19 protein-coding genes are annotated in these 18624 nt (G+C 70.3%); 9 read left to right on the top strand and 10 right to left on the bottom strand.

The genetic code is table 11. The features are described from left to right. The first annotated feature begins 124 nt into the window (after positions 1-124). Positions 125-868: a maleylpyruvate isomerase family mycothiol-dependent enzyme gene (locus ABZ848_RS03650; protein WP_360824647.1), complete on the top strand. Its 744-nt coding sequence runs from the start codon at positions 125-127 to the stop codon at positions 866-868. A gap of 3 nt (positions 869-871) precedes the next feature. On the opposite strand, the gene ABZ848_RS03645 is transcribed toward ABZ848_RS03650, so the two are convergent. Then, on the bottom strand, positions 872-1249 hold the full coding sequence (locus ABZ848_RS03645) for a MarR family transcriptional regulator (protein ID WP_360824644.1): 378 nt from the start codon (positions 1247-1249) through the stop codon (positions 872-874). Between the two features lie 86 nt (positions 1250-1335). On the opposite strand from ABZ848_RS03645, the gene ABZ848_RS03640 reads away from it, so the two are divergent. Beyond that, complete coding sequence (locus tag ABZ848_RS03640) at positions 1336-2820, top strand: MFS transporter (RefSeq protein ID WP_360824641.1); 1485 nt, start codon at positions 1336-1338, stop codon at positions 2818-2820. 73 nt (positions 2821-2893) lie between these two features. Next, positions 2894-3178, top strand: coding sequence for a DUF6332 family protein (locus tag ABZ848_RS03635; protein WP_360824638.1), 285 nt, complete (start codon positions 2894-2896; stop codon positions 3176-3178). On the opposite strand, the gene ABZ848_RS03630 is transcribed toward ABZ848_RS03635, so the two are convergent. The 3 genes from ABZ848_RS03630 to ABZ848_RS03620 form a co-directional block, all read right to left on the bottom strand. Then, a complete protein-coding gene (locus ABZ848_RS03630) occupies positions 3139-3804 on the bottom strand; it encodes a response regulator transcription factor (RefSeq protein WP_360824635.1) in 666 nt (221 codons plus the stop codon). The two genes, ABZ848_RS03635 and ABZ848_RS03630, sit on opposite strands and share 40 nt — an antisense overlap. Further along, positions 3801-5030: a sensor histidine kinase gene (locus ABZ848_RS03625; protein ID WP_360824632.1), complete on the bottom strand. Its 1230-nt coding sequence runs from the start codon at positions 5028-5030 to the stop codon at positions 3801-3803. Before ABZ848_RS03625 ends, ABZ848_RS03630 begins: the two co-directional genes overlap by 4 nt. A 92-nt stretch (positions 5031-5122) precedes the next feature. Then, positions 5123-5803 (bottom strand): TetR/AcrR family transcriptional regulator, encoded by a 681-nt coding sequence (locus ABZ848_RS03620; RefSeq protein ID WP_360824629.1) that lies wholly within the window; start codon positions 5801-5803, stop codon positions 5123-5125. A 233-nt stretch (positions 5804-6036) separates the two neighbouring features. Between ABZ848_RS03620 and ABZ848_RS03615 the strand changes: the two genes are divergently transcribed. Then, positions 6037-6486, top strand: a complete 450-nt coding sequence (locus ABZ848_RS03615) for a nitroreductase family deazaflavin-dependent oxidoreductase (protein ID WP_360824626.1) — start codon at positions 6037-6039, stop codon at positions 6484-6486. Positions 6487-6708: 222 nt separating this feature from the next. Here ABZ848_RS03615 and ABZ848_RS03610 read toward each other — a convergent pair whose 3' ends face one another. Next, positions 6709-8007 carry a geranylgeranyl reductase family protein gene (locus ABZ848_RS03610; protein WP_360824623.1) on the bottom strand — a complete coding sequence of 433 codons (1299 nt, stop codon included), beginning with the start codon at positions 8005-8007 and terminating at the stop codon, positions 6709-6711. 131 nt (positions 8008-8138) lie between these two features. On the opposite strand from ABZ848_RS03610, the gene ABZ848_RS03605 reads away from it, so the two are divergent. The 3 genes from ABZ848_RS03605 to ABZ848_RS03595 all read left to right on the top strand — a co-directional run bounded on the left by ABZ848_RS03605 (position 8139) and on the right by ABZ848_RS03595 (position 11337). After that, positions 8139-9494: a dipeptidase gene (locus ABZ848_RS03605; RefSeq protein ID WP_360824620.1), complete on the top strand. Its 1356-nt coding sequence runs from the start codon at positions 8139-8141 to the stop codon at positions 9492-9494. Positions 9495-9556: 62 nt separating this feature from the next. Continuing rightward, entirely contained in the window at positions 9557-10267 is a 711-nt protein-coding gene (locus ABZ848_RS03600) for an MBL fold metallo-hydrolase (protein ID WP_360824617.1), read from the top strand. An 11-nt stretch (positions 10268-10278) separates the two neighbouring features. After that, positions 10279-11337, top strand: a complete 1059-nt coding sequence (locus ABZ848_RS03595; protein WP_360824614.1) for a protein kinase family protein — start codon at positions 10279-10281, stop codon at positions 11335-11337. Here the strand turns inward: ABZ848_RS03595 and ABZ848_RS03590 are convergent. Both ABZ848_RS03590 and ABZ848_RS03585 read right to left on the bottom strand, forming a co-directional pair. Continuing rightward, entirely contained in the window at positions 11307-12347 is a 1041-nt protein-coding gene (locus ABZ848_RS03590) for an NUDIX domain-containing protein (protein ID WP_360824611.1), read from the bottom strand. The two genes, ABZ848_RS03595 and ABZ848_RS03590, sit on opposite strands and share 31 nt — an antisense overlap. Positions 12348-12494: 147 nt before the next feature. Continuing rightward, complete coding sequence (locus ABZ848_RS03585; RefSeq protein WP_360824608.1) at positions 12495-12707, bottom strand: hypothetical protein; 213 nt, start codon at positions 12705-12707, stop codon at positions 12495-12497. 80 nt (positions 12708-12787) lie between these two features. On the opposite strand from ABZ848_RS03585, the gene ABZ848_RS03580 reads away from it, so the two are divergent. Then, positions 12788-13126, top strand: a complete 339-nt coding sequence (locus ABZ848_RS03580) for a hypothetical protein (protein WP_360824606.1) — start codon at positions 12788-12790, stop codon at positions 13124-13126. Positions 13127-13132: 6 nt separating this feature from the next. Here ABZ848_RS03580 and ABZ848_RS03575 read toward each other — a convergent pair whose 3' ends face one another. Genes ABZ848_RS03575 through ABZ848_RS03565 form a run of 3 tightly spaced genes read right to left on the bottom strand, consistent with a single transcriptional unit; the run spans position 13133 to position 16291 of the window. Beyond that, on the bottom strand, positions 13133-14059 hold the full coding sequence (locus tag ABZ848_RS03575) for a carbohydrate ABC transporter permease (RefSeq protein WP_360824603.1): 927 nt from the start codon (positions 14057-14059) through the stop codon (positions 13133-13135). Then, complete coding sequence (locus tag ABZ848_RS03570) at positions 14056-14973, bottom strand: sugar ABC transporter permease (protein WP_360824600.1); 918 nt, start codon at positions 14971-14973, stop codon at positions 14056-14058. Before ABZ848_RS03570 ends, ABZ848_RS03575 begins: the two co-directional genes overlap by 4 nt. Before the next feature lie 49 nt (positions 14974-15022). After that, a complete protein-coding gene (locus ABZ848_RS03565) occupies positions 15023-16291 on the bottom strand; it encodes an ABC transporter substrate-binding protein (protein ID WP_360824597.1) in 1269 nt (422 codons plus the stop codon). A gap of 266 nt (positions 16292-16557) precedes the next feature. Here ABZ848_RS03565 and ABZ848_RS03560 point away from each other — a divergent pair, with 266 nt between their 5' ends. Then, positions 16558-18579: an NPCBM/NEW2 domain-containing protein gene (locus tag ABZ848_RS03560; protein ID WP_360824594.1), complete on the top strand. Its 2022-nt coding sequence runs from the start codon at positions 16558-16560 to the stop codon at positions 18577-18579. The last annotated feature ends 45 nt before the right edge of the window (positions 18580-18624 follow it).

The following is an 18624-nucleotide window of genomic DNA, read 5'->3' as shown; positions in this document are numbered from 1 at the left end:
CGACAGCCGGACGCCTCCCATCATCGGCCGCCACCGCCGCGCCCGCATGCCGTTCCCCGTGACAACCACCGAAATCCCGCGGCGATCTTCCCCTCGACCGCACTCCATCCGGCACACTCCCCCCATGGAGACAGCGGAGTTCGTGCAGATCCTGGACCGCGAGGGCGGTCTGCTCGCCGCGGCCGCCGAGGAGGCCGGGACCGAGGCCAAGGTGCCGCCCTGTCCCGAGTGGCAGGTGCGGGACCTGCTGCGGCACACCGGGATGGTCCACCGGTGGGCGACCGCCTACGTCGCCGAGGGGCACACCTCGTACCATCCGGACGGCGGGCTGCCCGAGCTCGACGGCGCGCAGCTGCTGACCTGGTTCCGCGAGGGGCACCGCCGACTGGTCGACACGCTCGCCTCGGCCCCGCCGGACGTACAGTGCTGGCACTTCCTGCCCGCACCGTCCCCGCTAGCCTTCTGGGCCCGGCGGCAGGCCCACGAGACCACCGTGCACCGCGTCGACGCCGAGTCCGCGAGGGGCGGCACACCGACCGCGATCGGCCCCGCCTTCGCGGCGGACGGCATCGACGAGCTGCTGCGCGGCTTCCACGCCCGCAGCCGCAGCAGGGTCCGCAGCGACGGGCCCCGGGTACTGCGGGTGCGGGCGACGGACACCAACGACGCGGTATGGACCGTACGACTGTCCCAGGAGCCCCCGACGACCGAGCGGGGCGGGACGGGCGAGGAGGCCGACTGCGAAGTGGCGGGCCCCGCCGCCCAGTTGTACCTGGCGCTGTGGAACCGGGTGCCGTTCCCGCAGGTGACCGGCGACGCGGCCGTCGCCACGCTGTGGCGCGAGAAGTCGGCCGTCACCTGGAGCTGAACGTCACTCGCTGAGCATCCGCACCAGCACCGCGCGCTGCACCGGCAGCACCTCGCCGTGCAGCGCGCGTCCCTTCGGCGTGAGCGCCACCCGGACGCCCCGGCGGTCCTCCGTGCACATGGCGCGCTCGACCAGGTCGTCCTTCTCCAGCCGGGCGATCAGCCGCGACAGCGCGCTCTGGCTGAGGTGGACCCGCTCGGAGATCTCCTGGACACGGTAGGCGCAGGAGTCGCCGGACAGCACGTCCAGCACCTCGAAGTCGCTGGCGCACAGGCCGTGTTGGTGCAGTGCGCGGTCCAGTTCGCACTGGGTGCGCGCATGCAGCGCGAGGATGTCCCGCCACTCGTCCACGAGCGCCTGCTCGGCCTTCTTCGCCGCCATGCGCGCACCGTAGCAGAGAAAGGACTTTATTGCACGTGAATTAAATGCGTTTGCATCTCATGCACATGCATGTAGTCTCTGTCGTCATGACCTCTCCGCTCACCACTCCCGCGGCCACGCCCTCGGCGGTCCGCTGGACTCCCCGGCTGTGGGGCACCCTGCTGGTGCTCTGCGCCGCGATGTTCCTCGACGCGCTCGACGTGTCGATGGTCGGCGTCGCCCTGCCGTCCATCGGCTCCGACCTCGACCTGTCCACCTCGACGCTGCAATGGATCGTCAGCGGCTACATCCTGGGTTACGGCGGTCTCCTGCTCCTGGGCGGTCGCACCGCCGACCTGCTCGGCCGGCGCCAGGTCTTCCTGGTCGCCCTGGGTGTCTTCGCCGTCGCCTCACTGCTCGGCGGTCTCGTCGACTCGGGGCCGCTGCTGATCGCCAGCCGCTTCGTCAAGGGCCTGAGCGCGGCCTTCACCGCGCCGGCGGGCCTCTCCATCATCACGACGACCTTCGCCGAGGGCCCGCTGCGCAACCGCGCCCTCTCCATCTACACCACCTGCGCGGCCACCGGCTTCTCGATGGGCCTGGTCCTCTCCGGCCTGCTCACCGAGGCCAGTTGGCGCCTGACCATGCTGCTGCCCGCGCCGGTCGCCCTGATCGCCCTGCTGGCGGGCCTGAAGCTGCTGCCGCGCAGCGAACGCGAGAAGGACCACAACGGTTACGACATCCCCGGCGCCGTCATCGGCACCGCGTCGATGCTGCTGCTGGTGTTCACCGTCGTACAGGCGCCGGAGGTCGGATGGGGATCGGCGCGCACGCTGCTGTCCTTCCTCGCCGTCGCCGTCCTGCTGACCGTGTTCGTGCTGGTGGAGCGGCGCTCGCCCGGCCCGCTGGTCCGGCTCGGCGTGCTGCGCTCCGGCAACCAGGTCCGCGCCCAGCTCGGCGCACTGGCCTTCTTCGGCTCGTACGTCGGTTTCCAGTTCCTCACGACCCTCTATATGCAGTCGCTGCTCGGCTGGTCGGCACTGCACACCGCGCTCGCCTTCCTGCCCGCTGGCGCGCTGGTCGCGGTCTCCTCGACCAAGGTGGGCTCGATCGTCGACCGGTTCGGCACCCAGCGGCTGATCGCGGCGGGCTTCGCGCTGATGGTCGTCGGGTACGCGCTGTTCCTGCGCATCAACCTCGACCCGGTGTACGCGGCCGTCATCCTGCCGTCGATGCTGCTGATCGGCGCGGCCTGCGCGCTGGTCTTCCCCTCGCTCAACATCCAGGCCACCAACGGTGTCGACGACCACGAGCAGGGCATGGTCTCCGGTCTGCTCAACACCTCGGTGCAGGTGGGCGGCGCGATCTTCCTGGCCGTGGTGACGGCGGTCGTCACCGCCGGCGCCCCCGAACACGCCACTCCGCAGGCCGTGTTGGACAGCTACCGACCCGGGCTGGTGGTGGTCACGGGCATCGCACTCGCCGGACTGCTGATCACGCTCACGGGGGTGCGCACCCGCCGTACCACCAAGTCCGTCGTGGTCGCCAAGTCCACTGCCCTGGAGGCCGATCGCGTGCCCGTACGCGACTAGGGGGACGGCCTCCTCAGGTGTGCCCGGCGGGGCTTGCTTGCCCCGCCGGGCACACGGCCGTGAGACTGGTGGCATGGACGGGTACGGGGGACGGCGGCACAAGGCCGAGCAGGACGCGCTGGTCGTCGAGGTCGGTTACGCACTGGTCAGCGCGGTGTTCGCGGCGGCGGTCGTGTTCGGGGCGGTGGCCGGGCCGGCGCTGCTCTTCGATCTGCCGGACACCGTGGAAGGTGTGTTGCTGCGTACGGGGCTGGCGCTCGCGCCCGTCCTGTTCGTCGTCCGGGTCGTCAGCGTCCTGGTGCGCTTCCGGCGGGGGCCTCAGCCCAGCCAGCCCGGCCGCACCAACCCCGACTCGTAGGCGAGGACGACCAGTTGGGCCCGGTCCCGGGCGCCCAGCTTGACCATCGTGCGGCTGACGTGGGTCTTCGCGGTGAGCGGGCTGACGACCAGGCGGCGGGCGATCTCCTCGTTGGACAGGCCGATGCCGACCAGGGCCATCACCTCCCGTTCCCGCTCGGTGAGTTCGGCGAGAGCGCCCTCGGCCGCGGGCTCCTTGGAACGGGCGGCGAACTCGGCGATCAGGCGCCGCGTCACACCGGGCGAGAGCAGAGCGTCCCCTTCGACCACCGCCCTTACGGCGCGCAGGAGTTCGTCCGGCTCGGTGTCCTTGACCAGGAAGCCGGAGGCGCCCGCGCGGATCGCCTCGAAGACGTACTCGTCGAGTTCGAAGGTGGTGAGCATGACCACCTTGACTCCCTGCAGTGCCTCGTCGTCGGTGATCCGGCGGGTCGCGGCGAGCCCGTCCAGCGCGGGCATGCGGATGTCCATCAGGACCACGTCGGGGCGCAGTTCGCGCACCTTGCCCAGCGCCTCCTCGCCGTCGGCTGCCTCCCCGGCCACCTCGATGTCCGGCTGCGCGTCGAGCAGTGCCTTGAAGCCGGCCCGCACCAGTGACTGGTCGTCGGCGAGCAGTACGCGGATCACCGGTCGTCCTCCTTGCCCTTGAGCGGCAGTACGGCGAGCACCTGGAAGCCCCCGGCGGGACGCGGGCCAGCCTCGATCGTGCCACCCAGGGCGGCGGCCCGCTCCCGCATTCCGGCCAGGCCGTTGCCGCTGCCGCCCGCGTCCGCGCCGGTCGCGGGCCCGTCGTCGTCGATCCGCAGCCGCAGGGCGCGTGAGTCGTGCTCGACGTGCACGCGCGCGTGGCGCGACCCGGAGTGCCGTACGACGTTGGTGAGCGCCTCCTGGACGATCCGGAACGCGGCGAGGTCCGTGCCGGGCGCGAGCCGGGGCGGCTCCCCCTCGACCGCCACCGTCAGTCCGGCGCTCGCCGCCTGCTGCACCAGCTCCGGCAAACGGTCGAGGCCGGGTGCCGGCGCGCGCGGGGCGTCCCCGGGCGTGCGCAGGGTGTCCAGGACCTGCCGGACCTCGCCGAGGGCCTCCTTGCTGGCGGCCTTGATGGTGGTGAGCGCGGTGCGGGCCTGTTCGGGGTCGGAGTCGAGGAGGGCGAGGCCCACGCCCGCCTGGACGTTGATCACCGAGATGCTGTGGGCTAGGACGTCGTGCAGTTCGCGGGCGATCCGCAGCCGCTCCTCGTCCGCCCGCCGCCGGGCCGCCTGCGCCCGCTCGGCCCGCTCCCGGGCCCACTGCTCACGGCGGGTCCGGGTCAGTTCGGCCACCGCGGTGATCGCCACCACCCAGGCGGCGACCACGACCTCCTGCCCCCAGGGCATCTCCGCGTCCCCGGTCGGCGGCAGCCACCGGTACAGCCAGTGCGCCACCAGCACATGCCCGGCCCAGAGCATGCCCATCGCGGCCCAGGCGGCCCGCCGGTGCCCCGCGACGATGGCGCCGAAGCAGGCCACGGCGACGGGGAAGAAGACCGGCCCGTACGGATAACCGGCACCGAGATAGACCATCGCGGCGGCCGCCGTACCGAACGCGACGAACACCGGATACCGCTTCCGCCACAGCAGCAGCCCCGAACCGACGACCAGCAGCACACGCGCGAACACGTCGAGGTCGGCGCGCACACCTTGCTGCTGGTGGGCGGCGTAGTTGGAGCCACCGAGCACGAAGAAGGTGAGCAGGACGGTGGACGGCCACGGCCACCGCCTTGCCCGCCCCTCCTCGCCCCGGCCCCGCAACCAGGGCGGCCCGTGCCACCACCACTCCGGCGGCCCACCCCCGCGCCCACGCTGCTCGTCCATGCCCGCCACGCTAGACGGCATCCGCGCTGGTGGACGTCAGCCGGGCGGGGTGATCAGGCGTACTCCCGGGGAAGTACGCCGGCCGACCGCGCCTACCTCAGCCCGACTCCCCGGGCCAGTTGCCCCACCGCATGCCGGAAGAACGGTTCCCGGTCCTCGACCACGCGGTTGAACTGGCCGAACAGTTCGAAGCCGACCAGGCCGAACAGCTGGGCCCAGGCCGCGACCAGGGCCGCCGCCACCTGCGGGGGCAGGTCGGGGGCGATGTCTGCGGCCAGGCGTTCTGCCTCGGGGCGCAGTTCGGCGGAGAGCGGAGGGAAGGTCACGCCTCGGCCCTTGACGGCGTCGCGGACGATGCCGATCAGGACCAAGCCGACGCGGCTGGCGGCGGGGACCGTGGTCTGGGGAGCCTTGTAGCCGGGGACCGGGGAGCCGTAGATAAGCGCGTACTCGTGCGGATGCGCGAGCGCCCACGCGCGTACGGCCTCGCACACGGTGACCCAGCGGCTTACCGGGTCGGTGGCGGTGTGCTGCACCGCCTCGGCGGCCTCGCCCAGGGAGTTGTACGCGTCGATGATGAGGGCGGTCAGCAGGTCGTCGCGGCTGGGGAAGTAGCGGTAGATGGCGGAGGAGGCCATGCCGAGTTCGCGTGCCACGGCCCGCAGCGAGAGCTTTGCGGCACCCTCGGCCGCGAGCTGTCTGCTCGCCTCTTCCTTGATGGCCGCGGTGACTTCGATCCTGGCCCGGGCGCGGGCGCCGTGTGCGCTGCTCATGCGGTTCAGTGTCCCACGAAACGAGAGCAGTGCACACAATCTAGAGCACCGCACAAAAAAGAGAGCAGTGCTCTTGCTTTGGATCACCGATCTGGTGCAGACTCTTCAACAAGCGAAGCGAGAGCAGTGCTCACAATAGCGAGCGGCGCTCTCTCAAGCGAAGATCTCAACCGATGTCCCAACCGATGTCCCAACCGATGTCCCAACCGATGTCCCAACCGATGGGGGTCCCCATGTCCACGCACGTCCAGAAGCCCGGCTGGTTCACCATCAACGTCTTCAACCGCGCCGTCGCCTGGATGACCCGCCGCGGCATCAGCATCTGGGGCTCCCGGGTCCTCGCGGTCCGCGGCCGCAAGAGCGGCGAGTGGCGGACCACGCCCGTGAACCTGCTGACGGTGGACGGGGAGCAGTACCTGCTGGCCCCGCGCGGTCACGTCCAGTGGACGCACAACATGCGCGCGGCCGGCGGCGGTGAGCTGCGGCTGGGCAAGAGCGTCGAGGTGTTCACCGCGACCGAGGTCGCCGACGACGACAAGGTCCCGCTGCTGCGGGCGTACCTCAAGCGCTGGAAGGCCGAGGTGGGCGTCTTCTTCAAGGGCGTCGGCCCGGACTCCCCCGACGCCGAGCTGCGCCGCATCGCCCCCGACCACCCGGTGTTCCGCATCACGGTCAGCGGCTGACGGCGTCGCGGTCACCCACCGTCGGCGTCACCGGTAGCGGCTCGCCACGCCCCGTCGGCACAGAGGGGTATCACCGACGTCGGCCCGCCGCGCCCGCCACCACCGACAAGCATCATCGGCGTCGCCCGACCGCGCCCCGCCACCGCTGAAGGGCATCGCCGTCACCGACGACGGCGTCGCCACGCTCCCACGGCCCCGTTCACATCTCGACACCCGCCCCCGTCAGGAGCCGGCCCCCTCCGTCGCGGGAGCCGCCTCCGCCGTCGCGGCCGGCTCGGCGTCCGTCTGACGCCGGTCGAGGGCCGTCAGCGCGCGCTGCGCCATCGGGTGGGTGCGGACCAGCTCGCCGAGGGACGTGGCGCCCTGGGTGATCCCCTTGAACGCGTTCCACGCCGGCCGGAATCCGGTCAGGGCCGCGTGGAACAGGCCGGGGCGGCGCTCGAAGACCGTCAGGAGCCGTCGGCCGACGCTCATCTCGACGCCGAGGCCCGCCTTGATCGCGAACGCGTAGTTCAGGGCCTGGCGGCGGGCGTCCACCGCGTCGTGCGCCTCGGCGATCCGGACCGCCCACTCCCCCGCGAGCCGCCCCGAGCGCAGCGCGAACGAGATGCCCTCCCGGGTCCACGGCTCCAGCAGTCCCGCCGCGTCCCCGCACACCAGCACCCGCCCGCGAGAGAGCGGCGAGTCATCGGCGCGGCAGCGGGTCAAGTGCCCGGAGGAGATGCTCGGTTCGAAGCCGGCGAGCCCGAGCCGCCCGATGAACTCCTCCAAGTACCGCTTGGTGGCCGCGCCTTCACCGCGCGCCGAGATCACACCGACCGTGAGCGTGTCGCCCTTCGGGAACACCCAGCCGTAACTGCCGGGAATCGGGCCCCAGTCGATGAGCACCCGCCCCTGCCAGTCGTCGGCGACCGTCTCCGGCACCGGGATCTCCGCCTCCAGGCCGAGGTCGACCTGGTCGAGCTTCACCCCGACGTGTGCTCCTATCCGGCTCGCGCTGCCGTCCGCGCCGACCACGGCCCGGGCGAGCAGCGTCTCGCCGCCCTGGAGGACCACGGCCACCGAACGACGGTCCGGCACCGCCGAGCCGTGCTGCTCGACGCGCTGCACGGTGACGCCCGTACGCAGCTCGGCGCCCGCCTTCTGCGCGTGCTCGACCAGCTGCTGGTCGAACTCGGGCCGGTTGATCAGCCCGAACAGCATCTGCTTGGAGCGGCGGGTACGGGTGAAGCGGCCGTTGTTGGAGAACGTGACCGCGTGCACCCGGTCCCGGAAGGGCAGCTCGAAGCCGGGCGGCAGGGAGTCGCGCGAGGGACCGATGATGCCGCCGCCGCAGGTCTTGTAGCGCGGCAGCTCGGCCTTCTCCAGCAGCAGTACGCGCCGTCCCGCGACCGCCGCCGCATAGGCGGCCGAGGCCCCCGCGGGTCCCGCGCCGACCACGACGACGTCCCACACCCGCTGCTCGTCGTCCCGCCCGCCGTCCGCCGAAGGCTCGTCCGCCGAAGAGTTCTCGCTGCTCACGATGGTCTGCTGCTCCCGATCAAACCGCTGCCGCACTGTCCCCCGCATCCTACGACCGACGTCGCCGCAGGCCACTGTGGGAGGATCCCGATATCCACTCGTACAACGTCGCACCCACGAGGAGCGTGCCCATGTCGTCGAATCCGGTCGCCGAGACCGTCGCCTCGCTGATGCCGCGAGCACGGGACGAGCTCGCCGAGCTCGTCGCCTTCAAGTCGGTGGCGGACTTCGACCAGTTCCCGAGGAGCGAGAGCGAGGGCGCCGCGAACTGGGTCGCCGACGCGCTCACCGCCGAGGGCTTCCAGGACGTGGCGCTGCTCGACACCCCCGACGGCACCCAGTCCGTCTACGGCTGCCTGCCCGGCCCCGAGGGCGCGAAGACCGTCCTGCTCTACGCCCACTACGACGTGCAGCCGCCGCTGGACGAGGCCGCGTGGACCACGCCGCCGTTCGAGCTGACCGAGCGTGACGGGCGCTGGTACGCGCGCGGTGCCGCCGACTGCAAGGGCGGCGTGATCATGCACCTGCTCGCGCTGCGGGCCCTCAAGGCGAACGGTGGCGTGCCGGTGCACGTCAAGTTCATCGCCGAGGGTTCGGAGGAGATGGGCACGGGCGGCCTGGAGCGGTACGCCGAGGAGCACCCCGACCTGCTCACCGCCGACACGATCGTCATCGGCGACGCGGGCAACTTCCGCGTGGGCCTGCCGACGGTCACCACGACCCTGCGCGGCATGACGATGCTGCGTATCCGCATCGACACGCTCGAAGGCAACCTGCACTCCGGCCAGTTCGGCGGCGCGGCGCCCGACGCGCTGGCCGCGCTGATCCGCGTACTCGACTCGCTGCGCGCGGAGGACGGCTCGACGACGGTCGACGGGCTGACCTCCGGATCGCGGTGGGAGGGTCTGCAGTACGACGAGCAGCAGTTCCGGCGGGACGCCAAGGTGCTGGACGGTGTCGAGCTGATCGGCTCGGGCACGGTCGCCGACCGCATCTGGGCCCGCCCGGCCGTCACCGTCCTCGGCATCGACTGCCCGCCGGTCGTCGGCGCGACCCCGTCCGTGCAGGCCGGCGCCCGCGCCACGGTCAGCCTGCGGGTGCCGCCGGGCGTCGACGCCACCGAGGCGACCAAGCTCCTGCAGGCCCACCTCGAGGCGCACACGCCGTGGGGTGCCCGGGTGAGCATCGAACAGGTCGGCCAGGGCCAGGCGTTCAGCGCGGACACGACCAGCCCGGCGTACGCGGCGATGGCCGAGGCCATGTCGGTCGCCTACCCCGGCCAGGAGATGCAGTACGCCGGCCAGGGCGGCTCGATCCCCCTCTGCAACACCCTCGCCTCCCTCTACCCGCAGGCCGAGATCCTCCTGATCGGCCTGAGCGAGCCGGAGGCCCAGATCCACGCGATCGACGAGAGCGTCTCCCCCGAGGAACTGGAACGCCTGTCGGTGACGGAGGCGCTCTTCCTGCGCAACTACGCGGCGAGCTGACCGCTTCTGCCGTGAGCAGAGGGCCCTCGTCTGCGGGCGGGGGCCCTTCTACGGTCGCCTGCATGGACGTCGTAGAACTGCTCCCCCATCGCCTCCACCTCCTCCGCTTCCCGGTCGGTCAGGCCTATCTCTGGCGCGACGGGAAGGCGCTGACGCTGATCGACGCGGGTCCGCCGGGCTCGGGCGCGGCCAGCGCCGCCGTGGCGGGGTCCTTCGGGACGGTACGACGCATCGTGCTGACCCATTTCCACGAGGACCACGCGGGTGGAGCGGCCGAACTCGCGGAGCTGACCGGCGAACCGGAGGTGCTCGCCCACCACGCGGACGCCCCCGTCGTCCGGAGCGAACTCCCACCGCCACCACCGGTGTTCGAGGACTGGGAACGCCCCTTGTACGCCAAGGCCTCCCAACTCCTGCCGCAGGGCAACTGGTTACACCCGCCAGCGGTCACCGACCTCTCCGACGGCGACACCCTCGACTTCGGCGGCGGAGCCCAAGTGATCCACGTCCCTGGCCACACGGACGGCAGCATCGCCCTCCATCTCCCGGCCCACGGCGTCCTGTTCACCGGTGACACCGTCGCGGCCTCACCGGTGGACGGCAAGGTGCTGCTCGGCGTCTTCAACCTCGACCGCCCCCAGGCCATCGCCTCCTTCCACCGGCTGGCCGAACTCGACACGGACGTGGCCTGCTTCGGCCACGGCGACCCGGTGATCGGAAAGGCCTCGGCTGCGATCCGGAGTTCGGCGGACACATATCGAGCCTCGGATTGAAGATGGAGATCGTGCCCCGAGACCCCCGCCTCACCCGCCACACCACCGCCGCCACCACCCTCGCCCGGCTCAGCGACCAAGAGCTCGGCGCTCTGGTGACGGCCGGTGTGCCGGCCGGGCATGGGGTCGGTGGGCGGGCGACGTTGATCGACGTCGACGGTGTCCGGGTCTTCGTGAAACGGGTGCCGCTCACCGACATCGAGCGGCACCCGGAGAACCACCGCTCCACCGCGAACCTCTTCGGCACACCCCCGTACTGCCACTACGGCATCGGCACCGTCCCCAGCCCGGGCTTCGGCGCCTGGCGGGAGCTGGCCGCGCACGAGATGACCACCAACTGGGTACTGGCGGACGCGTTTTCGGGCTTCCCGCTGCTGCATCACTGGCGAGTCCTGGCCGAGCCCGAGAACCTCCTCCCGCCCCAACTGGCGGACGTGGAAAGGGCCGTCGACTACTGGGGCGGCGATCCAGGGTTACGTCGGCACCTCGAGGCCCTGCGGACGGCCACCGCGAGCCTCGCGCTGTTCCTGGAGTACATCCCGCACACCCTCCACGACTGGCTCCGCGCCCAACTCGCCGCGGGCGACGCGCACAACGCCTGCCGCCTCGTGGAAGAGGGGCTGGAGGCCGCCACCTCCTTCCTCCGCACCCGCGAACTCCTCCACATGGACGCCCACTTCGGGAACATCCTCACCGACGGCCGCCGCCTCTACCTCACCGACTACGGCCTCTCCCTCTCCGCACGCTTCCAACTTGCCCCACCCGAGCGCGAGTTCTTCGACCGCCATCGCCCCTACGACCGCGCGTACACGTCCCTCTACCTCGTTCTCTGGCTGGTCACGGAGTTGTACGGCCACCGCGGCGAGGAACGCTCCGCCTTCATCCGCGCCTGCGCCTACGGCGCCCGGCCGGAGGGCATCCCGGTGGCCGCCGCCGACGTCATCTCACGGCATGCGCGGACGGCCGCCGCGATGGACGAGTTCAGCGGACGGTTCCAGGTGGAGAGCAGGCTGGCTGTGCCGCCGTACGAGATCTGGGACTACGGCGCCGGGATGCCCGCCTCCAGGTAGAGCGCCGCGCCGCGTTCCCGGGCCCGTAGTGCCCAGCGGAGCCGTTCGTAGCGCACCGGTGGGAGCAGGTCCGCGGCCTCCTCCTCGGTCGCGAAGCGCCAGTCGCGCAGTTCGGGGCCGGGCAGCATCAGGCGGTCGGCCTCGGCGGAGTCGAGGCGGCCGCCGTCGAAGAGGAGGCGCAGGCCGCCGTATCCCGGCGGGCGCGGTGCCTCCCAGTCGACGACCAGGAGGCGCGGTACGTCGACGAGGTGGATGCCGGTCTCCTCCACGACCTCGCGCATCCCGGCACGCGCGGGCGCCTCGCCGGGCTCGACGACGCCCCCGGGGAACTCCCACCCGGCCTTGTACGTGGGGTCCACCAGCAGGACCCGGTCCTGTTCGTCGAAGAGCAGGACGCCGGCCGCGATGGTCTCGGCGGTCGGCTCGGGCGTCTGCACGATGTCGCACGCGGGCACCTCGCCGGTGGCGACGGCCTCGGCGATGCGGACGGCGGTCTCGTACGGGGTGAGGGCGCTGTTGTCGACGGGATGCGCGTCCGCGGTGAGCCAGGAGGCGAGGGCCGCGCGGTACGGCTCGATGTGGTCGTACGACCACTGCCGTACCCGCATCTCACCGTCGGGGAGGTCGGGCGGGACCTCCCGGCCGGCTATTCGCTCCCGCAGGATCGTTTCGGCCGGGGCGAGGAGGAGGTGCCGGACGCTGATCCGGCGGGCGGCGAGGCCGCCGAAGATCTCGTCGCGGTACTCCTGGCGCAGCAGGGTCATGGGGACCACCAGGGTTCCGCCGAGCTCGGCGAGCATGGCGGCCGCGGTGTCGATCACGAGCCGCCGCCAGATCGGCAGGTCCTGGTAGTCGCCGACCTCGGCGAGGTGCTTGGCCGGCAGCAGGTGTGCCAGCGTCCCGCCGACGACCTCGGGGTCGAAGAGCGTGCTGTTCGGGATCAGCTCGATCAGTTCCCGTGCGGTGGTGGTCTTGCCCGCACCGAACGCGCCGTTGATCCAGACGATCACGGACTCCCCCTCTTATGTTGGCCCCCTGAGGCTTGCCCGCTCCACCCTGCCACGGAAACCAGCCCCAGTTGAGGGCGCACATGGGGCGGCGCCGGTGCCCCTTGGAGCAGGGTGCACCGGCGCCGCTTTCCCGGCCCTCGGCCGGGGTCAGTCGTTCTGCCCGAGGACCTTCCCGGCGTCCGAGAGACTGCCTTCGCCGACGGTGTCGGCAACCGTGCCGACGGTGTCGTCGACGCTGAGATCGCCGAGGGTCTGGTGGTCACCGAGCGTCTGGTGGTCGCCCCCGTGCGAGGGGGTGATGGCCGCGACGACGAACCCGGTGGCGAGGGAGGCGATGGCAAGCATGCTGCGCTTCTTCATGCCCGGTTCAACTGCCGCACCCCGCCCGGGGTCACGCATGCCTATCCTGCTCGGCGGGAAGGCCGACGCGGGGAGGGCGGATGGACGGCACCGACGGGCACATCCACGTCGATGCGAGGATGCTGCTCGACAACGCCGCCGTGCGCGGCATGCTGGCCCGCACTTTCGACCTGGTGGGCGACTCGCCGACGGTCGTCACCTCGGGGTGCGGCCTGGAGGTGCCGTACGCGATGACCTCCCGCCGTCCGGAGAGCGTGACCTGCCTTCCCTGCCGCGAACACGCCGCCCGGGAGCACCTGCGCCAGGCGGAGCAGCTCGACCGCCTGGGCGGCGCACCCGGCGTGCACGTTCCCGAGGACCAGGTACGGCAGGCCGCGGCCCGGCTTCGGAGTCTCGCTCGGCGGTTCATGGCCGGCTGATGGTGGTCACCCCTTCGTCGACCCCAGGGTCAGTCCCGCGATGAAGTGCCGTTGCAGGAGCAGGAAGACGAGGATCGTCGGGAGTGCCACCAGGACGGACCCGGCTGCCAGCAGGTTGTAGTCCGTGAAGAACTGGCCCCGGAGGTTGTTCAGGGATGACGTGATCGGCAGCTTGTCGGGGTTGGAGATGAAGATCAGGGCCCAGAGGAAGTCGTTGTAGATCCAGGTGAATTCGAGGGTGGCCAGGGCCGCCAGGGCGGGGCGGCACAGGGGCAGGGTGATGCGCCAGAACTGGGTCCACACGCCCGCGCCGTCGACGATCGCCGCCTCCAGGATCTCCTGGGGCAGGGTGCGCATGAAGTTGGCGAGGACGAAGACGCAGAAGCCCATCTGGAAGCCGATGTTGACGAGGATCACGGCCCAGTAGGAGTCGTACATCGTCAGCGAGTCGGACATCCACCAGGGCAGCGGGATCTTGTTGAACAGGACGTACAGGGGCGTCACGAGCACCTGTTGGGGCAGCAGGTTGCCCGCCGTGAAGAACATCAGCAGGACCAGGCCGCCGCGCAGTTTCAGGCGGGAGACGGCGAAGGCGACGAACGCGGCCAGGAAGAGCGTGACGATCACCGCCGGGACGGCGATCAGCAGGGTGTTGGTGAAGTACTTGCCCATGCCGGACTCGGTGTAGGCCCGGCGGTAGTAGTCGAGGGAGAGGTGCCTCGGCCAGGAGAGGTAGCCGTGCTGCGCCGTGTCGTCGTAGGGGCGCAGGCTGGCGTAGACGGCCAGCAGGAGGGGCGCGAGGAAGAGCAGCGAGACGGCCGTGAGGAAGACGTGCACTCCCCAACGACCGTGCCGGGGGCGGGACTTCGATGGCCGGGCGGGTGGGGCGGCCGCGCGGTGCACGGGTGCCGTGGTGCGGATGTCTGCCGTCATCGGTCGCGGGCACCTCGCAGCTCTTGGACCAGGAACGTCACGATGAATCCGAGCGATACGACGAGCAGGACGACCGCGATCGCGGAGCCGAAGCCGATGCGGCTGGCCTCGCCGATGATGTTGTCGGTGATGAGGACGGAGAGGAGTTCCAGGCCGTTGCGGCCCTTGTTGACGGCGTAGACGATGTCGAAGGCGCGCAGGGCCTCGATCACCGTGATGACGCCGACGATGACGTTGACCGGGCGCATGGTCGGGAAGACGACGCGGAAGAAGGTCTGGCGCTCGTTGGCGCCGTCGATCGCCGCGGCCTCCTTCAACTCCGGGTCGACGGACTTCAGTCCGGCGAGGTAGAGGATCATCACGTAGCCGACGTGCCGCCAGCCCGCCGCGATCATGATCATCCAGAGGTTGAGGTGGGAGTCGCCCAGCCAGTCGATCGGGTCGTCGTGGTTGTTCAGGACCGTGTTGACCACGCCCTGGTCGGTGCCGAGGATCAGCTGGGCGATGAAGCCGACGATGGCGAGCGAGAGCACGACCGGCATGTAGAGGACGGACTGGTAGAAGCGGCTGAAGCGGACGCCCCGGTCGATCAGGACGGCCAGGAACAGGCCGAAGGGCGTGGCGACCAGGCCGAGGAAGAGCAGCCACATGATGTTGTGGCGGACCGCCGGCCAGAACGGCGGGTAGTTGTCGGCGAGGTTCTTGTAGTTGGCCAGGCCGACCCAGTGGATGTCGCCGATGCCGTCCCAGGCGGTGAAGGACAGCCCGATCGAGGCGAGCGTCGGGCCCCAGACGATGACGATGTCGACCAGGATCGGGACGCCGAGCAGCAGGCCGAGGACGACGGCGTCGCGGCGGGTGAACCGCCTCAGCCGCCGCCGTCCTCCGGCGCGCCGCGGGAAGGTGAGCGCCACGGAACGATTCCCCCCAGTGATCAGCCGACGGACAGTGACCGGCCAGTGATCAGCCGACGGGCTGCGAGAAGATGGTCTTCTTCTGCCGCTCGATGCTGTTGCACAGCCCGTCGACGTCCTTCGGGTTGCCGATGAAGTCCTGGATGGACTGGATCATCACCGTCGAGGCGAAGTCGGGCCGGGTGTCGCGGTCGAGGAACTGCGAGATCTGCTTGGCGCCCGACACGAGCTGCGCGGACTTCTTCTGCAGGGCGCTGTACGAGGACGTGTCGGCGCCGTCGTTGACGGCCACGTTGTTCGGGTCGTACTTGAGGTAGGTGTTCTCGGCCTCGGGCTTGCCGAGCCACTTCAGCAGCTCTTTGGCGCCGCTGACGTTCTTGGACTTCTTCGCGACGAGGAACCCGTCGATGGGCGCCTCGACCGCGTCCTGGCCCCACTGCGGGTCGATCTCGGGGAAGGCGAAGAAGTCGATGTCGTCGCGTTCGTCGGCCGGGAACTGGGTGCCGGGGTGCGGCATGCCGAAGACCGCCATGCCGGTCTGGCGCTTCTGGAGGCTCTGGCCGGCCTCCTCCCAGGTCCGGCCGAGGGCGCCCTTCTGGTAGTACGGCATGAGTTCGCGCCAGGTGTCGAAGACGTTCTTCACCTTGGTGTCGGTCCACGACTCCTCGCCCGCCATGAGGGACTTGTGGAAGTCGTATCCGTTCAGCCGCAGATTGATGTAGTCGAAGGTGCCCATCGCCGGCCAGCCGTCCTTGTCGCAGAAGGCGACCGGATTTCCGTCCTTCTGCATCTGCTTGGCGAGGGCGATGAAATCGTCCCATTTCTCGGGCTGTTGATAGCCCTTCTGCTGGAACAGGCTCTTACGGTGGAAGACGGCCCACGGATAGTAGTAGTACGGCACGAAGTACTGCTTGCCGTCGTGCGTGGACTGCGCCTTGAGGGCGTCCGAGAATCCCGAGAAGCCGCTCCAGACATCGCCGATCTCGGTCAGCAGGCCCTTCTCCGCGAAGTACTGCATGCGATATCCCGCGAACCACATGAAGACGTCGTCGGGTGTGCCCTGCAGATAGCGGTTGATGTTCTCCTGGAAGTCGTTGTGGTCCTTGGTGTTGACCTTCACCTTCTTCCCGGACTTCTTCTCGTACGCCTGGAAGGCCGCCGCGTACGCCTTCTTCGGTACGGCGTCCGAGGCGTTGGAGCCTACGGACACCTCCTTCTTGTCGCCGCCGGGGCCCTCACCGCACGCCGAGAGCAGGGCGGGCAGCGTGACCGCGCCGACACCAAGGGCCGCACCACGCAAGAGATTCCGCCGGGACATCCGATGACCTGCCCATACTTGGGCTGGACCAATCCGCTGGACCGATGACTGTGCCATGTGCCCCTCCAGGAGTGCCACCCAACACAACCGAACGCGTGGCTTGGATCTCACCTCCATGTGGCCTCGGCGTCAAGGGTTCTGACGGGATATCGAACAACCGTTACCCCATCTCTTCCAACACAGTCAGACACGTCCTACCGTAAACGCGCAGCGATGACGGGGACATGACGTCATCCAACCTTTCGCGTGTTCGGAGGAACGTAACGATGCGTCACCTTCACACCCGCACAACCCGACGAAGAGTGGTCGGAGGGATCGCCGCGGGACTCCTCGCCGCGGCCGGACTGACCGTCCCGGCCGTCGCGGCACCCGCCGCCGAGCCCGCCTCGCCCACCCTGGCCGACGGCCTCGCCCTCACCCCTCCGATGGGCTTCAACAACTGGAACTCCACGCACTGCCGTGCCGAGTTCAACGAGTCCATGGTCAAGGGAATCGCCGAACTCTTCGTCGAGAAAGGCCTCAAGGACGCCGGCTACCAGTACGTCAACCTCGACGACTGCTGGGCCCTGCCGAGCCGCGACGCCGACGGGAAACTCGTACCGGATCCGGTCCGCTTCCCGAACGGGATCAAGGCGGTCGCCGACTACGTGCACTCCAAGGGACTCAAGCTCGGCATCTACACCAGCGCGGGCACCAAGACGTGCAACAGCGCCGGTTTCCCGGGCGCCCTGGGCCATGAGTACAGCGACGCCCAGCAGTTCGCGGACTGGGGTGTCGACTACCTCAAGTACGACAACTGCAATAACCAAGGTGTAGACGCCAAGTTGCGCTACACGACCATGCGCGACGCCCTCAAGGCGACCGGACGGCCCATCGTGTACAGCATTTGCGAATGGGGTCAGAACAATCCCTGGGAATGGGCCGCGGACGTAGGCCACTTGTGGCGCACGACCGGTGACATCAGCGACAACTGGGGCTCCATGCTGGGCATCCTGAAGAAGAACCTCCCGCTCGCCCCGTACGCCGGACCCGGCCACTGGAACGACCCCGACATGCTGGAGGTCGGCAACGGCGGCATGACCGACACCGAGTACCGCTCGCACTTCTCCATGTGGTCGGTCATGGCCGCCCCGCTGCTCATCGGCTCCGACCTGCGCAAGGCCTCCCAGGCGACCTTCGACATCCTGGACAACAAGGAGGTCATCGCCGTCGACCAGGACCCGCTGGGCAAGCAGGGCACGGTCGTCTCGTCCGAGGGCGGACGCTGGGTCGTGGCCAAGGAGATGAAGGACGGCAGCCGCGCGGTGGCCCTCTTCAACGAGACCGGCACCGCCCAGCACATCTCCACCACCGCCACCGCCGTCGGCCTGCCCGAGGCCCGCGCCTACACCCTGCGCGACCTGTGGCAGCACCGCAGCTACAACACCGCCGGCACCATCGCGGCGACCGTCCCGGCCCACGGCACGGTCCTCGTACGGGTCTCCGCCGACCGCAAGTGGGCCACGCACCCGCCGGCCGTCGAACTCGGCCTGGACGGCAGCCCGTTGGTCGAGGCCGGCAAGGCCGCCACGCTGACATCCACCGTCACCGACCTCGGCCGCACGCCGGCCGAGCACGTGTCCGTCGGCCTCACCGGACCCGACGGCTGGACGGTGAAGGCCACTTCGCGCCCCACCACCAAGGCCCTCCCGACCGGCCGCTCCCTGCGCACCAGTTGGTCGGTCACCGCTCCGGAGGGGACGCCGACAGGGTCGTACGACCTGACGCTCCGGGCGAGTTACCGCTCACCGACAGGAACCCGCGTCGACAGCGCGCTGCCCCTGACGGCGTCCGTGGTCGCACCGCCGCCCTCCGGCACGTCCGGGCTCGGCGACCTTCCCTGGCTGTCGGCGACCAACGGCTACGGCCCGGTCGAGCGCAACACCAGCAACGGCGAGAGCGCAGCGGGCGACGGGCATCCGATCACCATCGGCGGCGTCGTGTACACGAAGGGGCTCGGCGTCCATGCGGAGAGCGCCGTCGAGTACTACACCGGCAAGGCGTGCGAGAAGGTCACCGCGGACGTCGGGGTCGACGACGAGAAGGGCGCGAAGGGCACCGTCGCCTTCGAGATCTGGGCCGACGGCATCAAGGTCGCCTCGACCGGCGTGCTCACCAACGCGATGCCGGCCCAGCCGCTGACCGCGGACGTGACCGGCGCCCAGGTGGTCCGGCTCGTCGTCACCGACGGCGGCGACGGCATCGACTCGGACCACGCGGACTGGGCGGACGCGCAGCTGAGCTGCTGAGCCCGCGCCCCGGGGGCTCAGCAGCCTGCCTGAACGTTCCTGCTG

This window comes from Streptomyces sp. NPDC047081, assembly GCF_040643775.1.
Taxonomy (GTDB): Bacteria; Actinomycetota; Actinomycetes; order Streptomycetales; family Streptomycetaceae; genus Streptomyces.
This window is presented reverse-complemented; position numbering and strand designations above follow the sequence as displayed.